This window comes from Streptomyces sp. NPDC007905 (assembly GCF_042959345.1).
GTDB lineage: Bacteria > Actinomycetota > Actinomycetes > Streptomycetales > Streptomycetaceae > Streptomyces.
This window is the reverse complement of sequence record NZ_JBIBKS010000036.1, coordinates 22,853-33,794: the sequence shown is the minus strand read 5'-3', so window position 1 is coordinate 33,794 and position 10,942 is coordinate 22,853. Positions and strand designations below refer to the sequence as shown.

Genomic DNA, 10,942 nt, shown 5'->3' with positions numbered 1-10,942 from the left:
ATCCAGTAAGGAGGTCCCCGAGACCCCTCAAAGTCTTTGCCAAATGATGAAGGAAAGATGGCTTCAATCGTACAGATCGATCTTTCTGGGAGATCGACGCCGAAAGCCTCCAGCAGGAAGTAGCTCATCGCGGCCGTGATCGACGTCATCGAGGCCCACGGCGGCCAGTGCCGCTTCCGTAAGGGCGGCTTGGGAGAGCGTGCCGCCGCCCGGCATCAAGAGAGGAAGGAGGCCGTCTCGGGTGGCCGGTGAACCCGGCTGGACGTGTGACATCCTCGATGTCGGAACGGACGGCGTCCTCGAAGTGGGGCCGGACAGCCCCGCTCCTCCAATTCAGCCCGGCGGTGGCCGCAATGTCAGCTCCGGCGAACAGCGACCGCGCGGGACGTTCGTCGTGTCTTGCGGGGATTGTCACGGGGCCATCTCCTCTGCCAGCAGCGGCAGTTCGGCGTCGAGGTCAGTGATCTCCTTCTCGGCGGCCGCGATAGCGGCCGCCGAGAAGCGGGGCAGGATCAGCGAGGACAGCCGGTGGGCATAGGGCGCGAAGACCACGCCGAACTGCTCGCGGGACATCGCCTTGAACTGCCGGGCGAAGTAGGCCTTCAGCCTGAGCAGGTTCGGCAGGTGTCGCGGGGCGAACAGCGCGAGCGGGCAGAGCAGGCAGACCCAGGGCCGGCCCGGACAGGGCTTCCCCTTCGGCCCGTGCAGTCCCGACAACTGGTCGGCGCAGGACGCGGTGAACACATCCCGCTGCCCGGTCAGCAGCTGGGCCAGGACGCCTTCGCCTAGCCCGAGACGTCGCACTTCCTCCGGAAGACGGGCGGCAGTGACCGCGTCATCGACGACGGCCGCGCACTCGCCCGCCGCAGCAGATCCCTCTGTGCGTCCGCGACGATCTCGTCAACGACCGCCCGCTGGGCGGGCGTCGCCGCCGACAGGTAGTGATCGCCCTCGACCTGCGGCGAGTGGTTGGGGTCGATCGTAGCCCGCAGCGAGCACTCGCGCTGACCTCACTGGGCGATGAACGTCGTCCGCAGCCGGCGCCTGTCAACCTGGAACAGTCCGCCATCGTCCAACCTCAGGTCGTGCTGCTTCACCCAGGTCCGCAGCAGGTACTCCCGGAACGTGGCGGTGTGGGGCACCAGGTTCCGCCTGACCACCAGCCAGACGGCGCCGCCCCGTTCCTGATCTTCCGCCGGATACGCTCGCTCGCAGCAGTGAATCCGGCGTCAGACGTGCACTTTCCGACGTGCATTCTCGGACGCGCACTTTCCGACTACTGGAGGTTCTCGTGGCCAAGGGCTACTGGGTCACGCAGGGTGCCTGGTATCGGCGGTGGCGGCTGGTCGCGGTGGACGGCACGGTCTTCGACGTTCCGGACACCGCGGCGAACGCGCAGTTCTTCGGTCGTCCCGGTACCAGCCGTGGGCAGGGCCGCAGTGCGTATCCGCAGGCGAGGGTGGCGGCCCTGGCCGAGTGCGGCACCCATGCCGTGTTCGCGGCCGAGGTCGGACCACTGGGGGTCCACGAGACCGCTCTGGCCCAGCGACTGTTCCCCGCGCTGACGAAGGGCATGCTCGTGCTCGCCGACCGGGGGTTTTGCGGCCTCGACCTGTGGCGGGCGGCGAAGGCGGGCGGAGCGGATCTGTTATGGCGGGTCCGCAGCGTCGTGGTGCTGCCGGTCCTGGAAACCCTCGCCGACGGCTCCTACCTGTCGGAGATCGTCGCCGCGCGGGACAACTACTGGCGCGCGGACCCCGAGCGGGTGCGGGTGATCGAGTACACCCTCGGCCCATCCGGCGGTGACGGCACCGTCTACCGCCTGATCACCACCGTCCTCGACCCCGAGCAGGCACCGGCCGAGGACCAGCGGTGGGAGATCGAGAACACCCTGGACGAGATCAAGAACCACCAGGGCGTTCCGGGGCTGGTGCTGCGTTCCCAGCACCCACGCGGTGTCGAACAGGAGATCTTCGCGTTCCTGCTGGTCCACCACGCGCTGCGGGACCTGATGCACCAGGCCGCCCTCAAGGCCGGGCACGATCCCGACCGGATCTCCTTCACCCGCACCCTTCGCGTCGTCCGCCGCCACGTCACCGGGCAGGCGGCGCTTTCCCCCCTCGCGACTGGCCCGGGCCATCACCCAGAGCCTGCGTGAGATCACCGAACGGCTGCTGCCCGCACGGCGGTTGCGCTCCAACCCGCGTGTGATCAAACGCAAGATTCCAACTGGGCCCTCAAACGAACCGAGCACCACAGCCCACCACGGCCAGACACCCCGACGGTCCGGCTGGTCGGGCCCACCAGGGCCACCTCGACCAGCCGGAAAACGACCTAAATCACCGGTATTGGGGCTAAGCCACATCTCTTGACCGGTGGGGCGGCTGATGTTTCTCCTGACAGTCTTCACGCAAGGCGGAGTGGCGGAAGCCGAAGACGTCGGCTGACACCTCGCACCACTTGGGAAGAGCTGGGCGGCCCGCATGTCCCAGTCGGGTGTGACACCGTAGAACTAGTCGGGGCCCGTCGCCTTCCCCCGTGGCGACGGGTCTCGACGTGCATGTGAGGTGCTACATCACTGGCCGACGTGCTTCATCAGCGCTTCCCATAGCTCGAGATCGAGATCGCTTATCTCGGCTTGGAGCGCACGGACGTCCCCTTCTCCGCTGCCGATCTGCTCAAGCATGCTGTGAATGTTCCACATCAGCCGGTGTGGCATCGCTACTTCACGAGGTGGACCTGCGGCACCCGTCACCGGGACGCGCCACCCGAGAGTGATCTGCGGGTCCTGGTCGTGAGTGATCTCTTCGAGCGTGGTATCTGACGTGGCCCCGGCCGCCTTGGCCTGGAGGATGAACTGCTCGAGCAGGCCGACCGTGATCGGCGCGTCCCACGTGACCTCGATGTTGAGCCCCATGCCAACCCCCTCCTCGTGACGCGTCAGTCCTCATCCAAGCAGCTTCCTCGGATCTGCGGAGAGACCGGAGCACGGGGTCGAGCCACATGGCGGCGCCCCCTTTGGCAGAAACTTCCCGCGTGCAGCACCCGGCCGCTGCCGTACGGCCGACACGGCGACGGAAGCGAAATGCTCTCCGACGATGGACATGGCGATTCCTGCTGCGAGTTCGGTGTGCCGGCTCACGCTGCGCGCCCCCACCGACAGAGCAGCCTCGCTGCGCATCACGCGCGGAGGCCACGGGCCGTGGTCAGCGCCGCGAGTCCTTCGGTGTGGAGCCGGCCGCCTGCGCCGGCTGGTCCTCAGCAAGCGCGCCGCGCCCGCCGACGACCTGCTCAGGTTCATGGGGATCATGCTGCTCGTCGCGGGCCACGAGACGACCGCCAACATGCTCTCCCTGGGCGTCTTCACCCTCCTCGAACACCCGGGCCAGCTGGCCCGGCCCTGGCCGACCCCTCGCTTGCCGAGCACGCCGTGGAAGAGCTCATGCGGCACCAAAGCATCATCCACGCGGGCCCCGCGCGGGCCGCCCTGGAGGACGTCGAGCTGGCCGGAGAGTGATCAGGGCCGGTGAGGCGGTGACGGTGTCCCTGGTCGCCGCCAACCGCGACGCCCACCGCTTCCCCGACCCGGATACCCTCGACATCGGCAACCTGGCCGCGCAGGGGCAGTTGGGCTTCGGCTTCGGCATCCACCAGTGCACGGGCCAGCAGCTCGTGCACCTGGAGATGCAGATCGCCCTCAAGGAACTGTTCCGGCGCTTCCCCTGCCTCCGGTTCGCGCGGCCGGCGCGGGACATCGAGATGCGCGACACCATGTCCATCTACGGCGTCCACCGCATGCCGCTCTTCCTGGGCGACGAACAGGGGTGAACCGCCGCTGCTTCAACTGGCTGCGACGGTGACGACGAGGCCGATGATCAGCAGCGTGAGATTCAGGGTCTTGGTGAAGGCGTCACCGGCCCGGGAAAGGGCCGAGGCGGGACTCGCTCCTCCTATGCGGGCCGCCAAGCCGACGACGGCCGCGAACAGGGCGGATGTCAGAAGGGCGAGGCAGATTCCGAAAAGCAGGGTGATCATCGCGGTGCTCATGGAAGACTCCTTTTCCTCGATCGGAAGTACTCGGCAGTCGGTCTCGCCTGAGTTCAGCAGCAACAGGGCCGGCCCGCTGGCGACCGCTCACCTCGACCCGTGCAAATGCGCAGGTCAGCTGGGATTCTGCGAGTTGTCCGGCCCGGACGGGACCGGACCGGACCGGACGGCAGGACGCGCCGGAGGGGGAGTCTCATGGCAGGCGGAAGTGTTCTGAGCGCGGAACGGCTGGTGTTCATCGAGCGGCTTCGGGATTTGTATGAAGCCGCCGGACGCCCCGACCTGACAGCGGTGGCGAAGGCCGCCGCACGCGCCGGCCTGACAGCGGTGGCGAAAAAGTCGGGGGGCACCGACAGCGAGAAGCCTTTGAACAAGACTGTTATCAGCGACTGGATGAGAGCCAGCGGCCACCACCCGAAGAGCTGGGACACATTCAGTCCCGTGCTGAAAAACTTGATCAAGCGGGCGCGGGAGGCAAAGGCATTTGGGCCGGAGAACAACGCGCTGGGCGATGAGGATCAGTGGAGACGCTGGTACAAGGACGCCGTTGCCGCACGCCGCGCCCGCTCCGCCCCGGCCGGCTTCGACGCCGCGCGCAAGACGTACTTCGCCCAACTGCGGCGACGGCACGCACAGCTCGCCGTCGTCCCCTCCGCGCATTCGCCGGTCCGCCCCGACCTGCTTCGGCTGACCGACGTGTTCGTGGCCCCGGCCGTTCGTCCGGAGACGCCAGCGCAGGGTGGGGGGCTGGGCGCACCGCCGGCCCGCCGCGCCGACGCATCGGCCTCCGACCATTGGCCGCTGGACGACGGCCGGACCCGCCCCGCCTTCCAGGTACTGGCCCAAGAAGACGCGCGCCGGATCGTGCTGCTCGGCGACCCGGGCCACGGCAAGTCGACACTGGCTCGCTACCTCGCGCTGACGCTCGCGGACGCGATGGACAAAGACCATGAGGTGGACGCGGATCTCGCGCCGCTCGCGGGGGCGTTGCCGCTCCTGGTGGAGCTCGGCGCGTACGCCGACCCGCAGTGGCGCACCGGCACACTCCTCGACCTCGTCGACCGCCTCCACCACACCCAAGGGCCCGGCCTGCCGAAGGACGTGCTGGACGCGTACCTGCGTACCGGTGGCCGCGCGGTACTGATCTTCGACGGGCTCGACGAGGTCTTCGACCCACGGCTGCGCGAGGAGGTCACCGGCGAGATCGCGGGGCTCGCGGAACGCTACCCGAGCGCCCGCCTCGTGGTGACGTCCCGGATCGTCGACTACCAGCACGCCGTACTCGAACGCGAGGGCTTTCGCGTCCATGTACTGCGGGACTTCGACCGGGCGCGGATCGACGCGTTCGTGACCCGCTGGTACCGCTTGGCCTTCCCCGAACAGCCCGCCGAGGCGGCCCGTCTGCGGGAGCGGCTGCTGGCCGCCGTCGACGACACACCGGCGGCGGCTGCGCTGGCGGGCAACCCGCTGATGCTCACCATGCTGGCCCTTCGCGGTGAACACCGGGATCTGCCGAGGGACCGGCGCGCGGTGCTCGAACAGACCGTGAGCACGTTCATCGCCCAGTGGGACCCGGGCCGGTTCGCGCGCGACAAACGGGTGGCCGAGGACGCGGGGCGCCTGCGCGCCGGCGAGCGGATGGAGCTGCTGCGCCGCGTGGCCCATCGGATGCGGACCGGGGCGGGCGGGACGGCGGGAAACCTCCTGACGGACGGGGAGTTGACCGCGGAGCTCGACGGTTACCTGCGCGACAAGCTCCCACCCGATCGCTCGCTGGCGCTCACCCGCGCGATGCTGGAGGAGTTCCGCGTACGCAACGGGATCCTCAGTCACTTCGGCGGCGCGATGTACGGATTCCTCCATCGCGCGCTGCTCGAATACCTCGACGCGGCGGATCTCCACCACCGGCTCACCGTGGAGCGCAGCCTGACCGAGGACGCGCTCGTTCACCAGGAGTACGGCGAGAACTGGAACGACCCCTCCCGGCACGAATCCCTCGTCCTCACTGCGGGCATGGTCGAACCTCGGGTCGCCGGACGGATCGTCGACCACCTCCTGGCGGCGGATCCGCTGTGGTTCGTCCGCCTGTCCGGGGCGTCTTCGCGCGAGATCCCCCACCACATCGTGCTCGCCGCCCGCTGCCTCGGTGAGGTCCGCGACCCCGGCGCACTGCCTGCCCAGTGCTCCGCCGTCGTCAGCGCGGTGATCGCGCTGATCGAGCACGTGGTCGCGGAACGAGCACGGGCGGGTTCGCCGGTGATGCTCGCGGTGGAACAAACCCTGCCGCCCGTGTTCGCCCGGCTCGGCGCACGCTGTCCCGCTGTCCATCGGCTCTACTACGACTGGTACCTGGCGCGCGGTCAGTTCCTCAGTGTCATGAGGGAAGGGGAGAACTTCGCCTGGTTCGAGGTACCACCGGCCGCACAGGTCGGCGCCGCACTGCTGGGCGACCGCCCGGAGTTCTACGAGAACCTCTACAGCCAGGCGGTCTTCGGCCCCACGCCGGCCACCAGGGTGGAGGCCCTGCGCGCGCTCGTCCAGGAACGGCCCGATGACCCGCGACTGGCCGAACTGCTGCGCGAATGCGCTGAGACGGACCCCGATGGAGACATGAGGGAGGGCTGGGTCCGGTTGTTCGCCCTGGCCCGTCGCACGGACCCGTCCGCCGCACGCTCGCTGCGACACTGGCTCGGCGACGACGACACCTACCTCCGCCGGGGAGCCTTGGGAGCACTAGTCAACGGCTGGCGCGACGAGCCCGAGACGTTCGCCGCGATACGCCGGTACGCAGCCGATGACCCGGATCCCGAAGTCCGCCTCACCGCGGTGCGGTGCCTCGCTTCCGGTTGGCCGGGCGACCCCGACGCCGGGGCCGCGGTCCGCGAGCGGGCCGCGCGCGACCGGGACCCGGATCTGCGGGCTGACCTGTTTCCCGTCCTGGTCCAGGGCTGGCCCGACGACCCGCGGACCGCGGAGCTGCTGGAGGACGTCGCCGCCGGTCAGGCTGAGGAGAGGTGGCTGCGCGACGCCGCGAAGCAGGCGCTCGACCGGATGCGGCCCGGGCCCGTCCGCCCTGACGCTGCCCTCGCGTCCTACCCTGCACCGGCTGAGGATCCGCGCATCACCGCACTCGGGCCACTCGTCGTCGACCGCCGCGCTGACGCGAGGACTCCCCTGCTGCTGCGCGAGCGTGCCGAGGGACACCCGGACGCGGAAGTCCGCGTGGCCGCCGTGCGGGTCCTGGCCACGGGATGGCGCGATGATCCACGTACGCTGCCGTGGCTGTGCGGGCTCGCCGCCTCACAGGCGAGCGAGTCGGTGCGGCAGGCCGCGCTGTGGGCCCTCGGCTCTCTGTGGCCGGGAGACCCCGAGGCCGGAGTGGTGCTGCGCCGCATCGCCGACGGCGAGGGCGAGCCGAGGACGCGCGAAATGGCTGTTCTCGCCCTTACCTCCGGATGGCGCGACGACCCGGACACCCGGCTGCTGCTGCGCAGACTCGCGGTCGGCCTGGATGCCACGTACGTACGGACGACGGCGGTACGGATGCTGGGCGCGAGCCTTCGCGACGACCCCGCGACCGAGGAACTGCTTCGTGAGCGGGCCGTGAAGGACCCCGATTCCTACGTCCGCACGGCCGCCGTCCGGGCCCTCGTCCTGGGCTTTCGTACCTCGTGGACCCGCGATCTGCTGCGTCGGCTCGCCGTCGACGACCTCGACGACTTCCTGCGCGCTAAGCTCATCCACCTCCTGGCCGCGGGCTGGCGCGAGGAACGGGCGACCGGCGAACTGCTTCGGCGCATCGTCGCCGACGGCACCGAAGCGACGGGCCGGCGCGCGGCGGTCGAGGCGCTGGCCGGCGGCTGGCGCCACGATCCCGCCACCGAGGTGCTGCTGCGTCAGCGGGCCGCCGACGACTCCGATTGGCGACTGCAACAGGCGGCCGTGCGGGCGCTCGCCGACCGGTGGCCCCACGACCCGGAGATGCTGGCCCTGGCCGAACGCCTCGCCGACGACATGTGACGGCCGTCCGGCCCGTGACGGGTCTACGGGCGACCCGTCACGGCTGCTGCTCCTCAAGGACCTCGATGCCGATCAGGCAGGTGTCGTCGTCGGTGTCGGACTTGCTGTACGTCAGCAGGCGGTCCAGGCGCTGGCCGAACCTGTCGACCGGGGCCTGGGCGTTGGTCAGCAACTGGGTGAGGGATTCGTGCATCGCGGTGTCCCGCCGCTCGACGAGGCCGTCGGTGTACATGAGCAGGGTGTCCCCCGGCTGCAGTTGCACCTCGTCCTTCTCGTAGACGACCTCCGGCAGGGCCCCCAGCAGCAGGCCGCTGCCGCAGCAGACCGTTCATGTTCTCGTTGGTGCCGCGCTGCCAGGGCGAGTGCGGGTCGCAGAAGTAGATCTTCTTCAGCTGGGGCGGGATGTGCGCGGTTTGCGTGATCAGCGCGTTCCGGACCTGCGGGGCCTTCCAGCCATGCGGCAGGTGGATCAGGTGGACATAGCGGGTGGCGCGCTCGACCAGGGTGCCGATCGCCGAGCCCTGGCCATGGCCGATGATGAGGTCGCCCTCCCAATGTCCAGGAATCGTACGGTCGTTGACCTCGAGGGGGCGATCGTGGATGAGCCTCATGTTCTTGATCTTGTGGGTGGGGACGCCTCGGCGCTGTCTTTTGCGGCGGGTGCGGCCGGTGCGCAGGGCCCGGTAGATCGTCTCCGGACAGGCCCGCATCATCACGTCATTCGCGTACTCGCGAGCCAGGTAACGCGCGATCTGCTGCGGCGACCACTTCTCGGTGAGCTTCTCGCGCACGAGCGTGCGCAGCGGCTCGCTGCCGCGTATCTTCTCCTCCTTGGGACGGCGACGCCGCAGTAGGGACTGGTTGTGGGCCCACCAGGGGTAGTAACTGCCGTCCGGCTTCGCGTTGCGCTTGATCTCGCGGTAGACGGTCTGAAAGCTCTTCCCGATCGACGCGGCGATCTCCTTGACGGTCTGCTTGGCCTGGAGCCCGTCGGCGATGGCGGTGCGGTCGTTCTGGGTCAGGAAGCGCGGCGATATCGGGCCGGCGTCGGGGACGATCATGCTTCCAGCTTCGATGAACCAGTTCGAACCACAGCTGGCAGAGACCCCCACCACCCGGGCGGCAGCCGCACCCTTATAGCCCTCCCTGAGCAACTCGAAGTACCGCTTCTTCACCGAACTCGGCATCTTGTTCGGGGCATACTTCGGCATCCGAACGCTCTCCTTCCGGAGCGTTCGCAACCATCGATAGAACTCAAGCCCCGTCGAGCGGCCGGTTCTGCCATTCCGTCATCCCCGCGACCACGCTGTCGGTGATGGTGGAGATGGTCTGCTTGGAGACGTTCGCCCCGTAGACCTCGGCCAGGTGGGCGGAGATCTCGCCGTGGGTCAGGCCCTTGGCGGACAGGGACAGCACCATCTCGTCGACACCGGCAAGGCGCTTCTGGCGCTTCTTGACCATCATCGGTTCGAAGGTGCCGGCCCGGTCCCGGGGAACCTCGATCTCGACGGTGCCGATGTCGGTGGTCACTGTCTTGGCCCGGTGGCCGTTGCGGTAGTTCTCCCTCCGACCGGCCTCGGCTCGCTCGCCGTTTTCGTGGCCCAGGTGGTCGGTGATCTCGCCCTCCAAGGCGGACTCCAGCAGCTTCTTGGTGAGCTGCTGCAGCAGACCGCCCTCGCCGGCCAGCTTCATCCCGCCGTCCTTCGCGCGGGCCATCAGTTGCTGGATCAGGGCATCGTCCACGACCTCATCCACGGGCACCTCCTGGGCCTTGGTGTCACTCACCACGTCAGTCATCAACTGTCGCTTCCAGCTCGGGAGTTACACCAGTGACCGTACAGTCCCGCGAGGGAGTGCTTCACCTGGGAAGTGCCTCCGGCGGTGGCAGGAACAAGGACCTCGACAGTCCTCATTCTTGCTGGTCAGGGGCACTTTCTGCTTTCCTGACCGCCTGCCGGACAGCCCGCTTCACGAAAGCGCGAGGCTAGACAAGGGGGGTTCCGTGGGGATTTAGAAGCAGCCCGGGCATACGGTGCCGAAGTGGTTCCTCGGGGCCGGCGAACGAAGCGGGCGCGCCCACCAGTTGAGCACAAGTGACGCCGACGCGATCTCCACTCACGGCACGGTCAACGGTCAGGATCAAACACCCGCTACACCGCCACCGCCACCCCCCCGAACACCGGCTCCTGTTCGAGCGGTTCCTCGGCGAGCGGCGTACGTCGTTGCCGGACATCGACCTCGACGTGGAATCCGAGCGGCGCCTGGAGGTGTACGACGCGATCATCAAGAGGTGCAGACGGGAACGGACCGCAGTCACCGGCATGCCCGAGACCTACCGGGCGCGGCACGCCCTGCGGTTCCCTGTCAAGTTGTGCGTGTCGACCCGAGGGGATCGGCCGTGGTCCTTTCGAGGACGGCAGATGGTCATAGTGCACTGACTGCATCGAGGAGGCCGCCGCTTCCATCGGAGCCGCAGGAGCGCGAAACGACTGGCACTTTCCTCAGGCGGCTCTGTGCCGCGGCTGGCTCGACGAGGGCACCGTCGAGGTTACGTGCAGGCACCCACCCCGGCACGGCCCCTGATCGGTGGCTGCGCCACCGGCGCAGCGTGCTCGCTGTATCTAGCCGCCGTCAGCGCCTACCACTGACCACCGTCCGGGCCTCGACACTGCCGGCCTCTCCCAGCTCGTATGCCATGACCTCAAGCTCCCAGCGCAGCTGCCGTACGGCACGCTCGTCCGTGTCCAGGCTAAGAGCGACCATCCCGGTCTCACCCCGCTGCCGAAGCAGCCGCATTGCCGCACCGCGCTCGGGGCCGGCGCCGACGACCGAGGGCTCGGGGAAGTGGGGACGCCCAAGCCCGACGTCGGCCACG

The 10,942-nt window shown here is 68.8% G+C and carries 8 protein-coding genes and 4 pseudogenes; 4 read left to right on the top strand and 8 right to left on the bottom strand.

All coding sequences use genetic code 11. The features are described 5' to 3' along the window. Window positions 1-411 precede the first annotated feature (411 nt). Both ACFZDC_RS38330 and ACFZDC_RS38325 read right to left on the bottom strand, forming a co-directional pair. Entirely contained in the window at window positions 412-804 is a 393-nt protein-coding gene (locus ACFZDC_RS38330) for a hypothetical protein (protein ID WP_391331275.1), read from the bottom strand. A 206-nt stretch (window positions 805-1,010) separates the two neighbouring features. Continuing rightward, on the bottom strand, window positions 1,011-1,160 hold the full coding sequence (locus ACFZDC_RS38325; RefSeq protein WP_391331273.1) for a hypothetical protein: 150 nt from the start codon (window positions 1,158-1,160) through the stop codon (window positions 1,011-1,013). Window positions 1,161-1,291: 131 nt separating this feature from the next. Between ACFZDC_RS38325 and ACFZDC_RS38320 the strand changes: the two genes are divergently transcribed. Further along, complete coding sequence (locus ACFZDC_RS38320; RefSeq protein ID WP_391331271.1) at window positions 1,292-2,158, top strand: IS4 family transposase; 867 nt, start codon at window positions 1,292-1,294, stop codon at window positions 2,156-2,158. A 417-nt stretch (window positions 2,159-2,575) separates the two neighbouring features. Here the strand turns inward: ACFZDC_RS38320 and ACFZDC_RS38315 are convergent, their stop codons facing one another. Beyond that, window positions 2,576-2,917 carry a hypothetical protein gene (locus ACFZDC_RS38315; RefSeq protein ID WP_391331269.1) on the bottom strand — a complete coding sequence of 114 codons (342 nt, stop codon included), beginning with the start codon at window positions 2,915-2,917 and terminating at the stop codon, window positions 2,576-2,578. Between the two features lie 596 nt (window positions 2,918-3,513). Here ACFZDC_RS38315 and ACFZDC_RS38310 point away from each other — a divergent pair. Then, window positions 3,514-3,828 carry a cytochrome P450 gene (locus tag ACFZDC_RS38310; protein ID WP_391331267.1) on the top strand — a complete coding sequence of 105 codons (315 nt, stop codon included), beginning with the start codon at window positions 3,514-3,516 and terminating at the stop codon, window positions 3,826-3,828. A 12-nt stretch (window positions 3,829-3,840) separates the two neighbouring features. Here ACFZDC_RS38310 and ACFZDC_RS38305 read toward each other — a convergent pair whose 3' ends face one another. Beyond that, window positions 3,841-4,047: a hypothetical protein gene (locus ACFZDC_RS38305; protein ID WP_391331264.1), complete on the bottom strand. Its 207-nt coding sequence runs from the start codon at window positions 4,045-4,047 to the stop codon at window positions 3,841-3,843. Between the two features lie 441 nt (window positions 4,048-4,488). Here ACFZDC_RS38305 and ACFZDC_RS38300 point away from each other — a divergent pair, with 441 nt between their 5' ends. Continuing rightward, on the top strand, window positions 4,489-8,067 hold the full coding sequence (locus ACFZDC_RS38300) for a HEAT repeat domain-containing protein (protein WP_391331262.1): 3,579 nt from the start codon (window positions 4,489-4,491) through the stop codon (window positions 8,065-8,067). Window positions 8,068-8,104: 37 nt separating this feature from the next. On the opposite strand, the pseudogene ACFZDC_RS38295 reads toward ACFZDC_RS38300, so the two are convergent. The 3 pseudogenes from ACFZDC_RS38295 to ACFZDC_RS38285 form a co-directional block, all read right to left on the bottom strand. Then, window positions 8,105-8,377: pseudogene (locus tag ACFZDC_RS38295) on the bottom strand (SpoIIE family protein phosphatase); the annotation flags it as partial. Between the two features lie 91 nt (window positions 8,378-8,468). Further along, a pseudogene (locus ACFZDC_RS38290) lies at window positions 8,469-9,128 on the bottom strand (IS30 family transposase); the annotation flags it as partial. A 202-nt stretch (window positions 9,129-9,330) separates the two neighbouring features. Continuing rightward, window positions 9,331-9,864, bottom strand: a pseudogene (locus tag ACFZDC_RS38285) (transposase); the annotation flags it as partial. Window positions 9,865-10,232: 368 nt separating this feature from the next. Between ACFZDC_RS38285 and ACFZDC_RS38280 the strand changes: the two are divergent. Further along, window positions 10,233-10,424, top strand: a pseudogene (locus ACFZDC_RS38280) (hypothetical protein); the annotation flags it as partial. Window positions 10,425-10,698: 274 nt separating this feature from the next. On the opposite strand, the gene ACFZDC_RS38275 reads toward ACFZDC_RS38280, so the two are convergent. Further along, a complete protein-coding gene (locus ACFZDC_RS38275; protein WP_391331260.1) occupies window positions 10,699-10,941 on the bottom strand; it encodes a hypothetical protein in 243 nt (80 codons plus the stop codon). Window position 10,942: the final 1 nt, after the last annotated feature.

What these genes read in the sequence shown, in the direction of transcription:
- ACFZDC_RS38315 (WP_391331269.1), bottom strand. Translation starts at nt 2,917, where the DNA reads ATGGGGCTCAACATCGAGGTCACGTGGGACGCGCCGATCACGGTCGGC.
- ACFZDC_RS38305 (WP_391331264.1), bottom strand. Translation starts at nt 4,047, where the DNA reads ATGAGCACCGCGATGATCACCCTGCTTTTCGGAATCTGCCTCGCCCTT.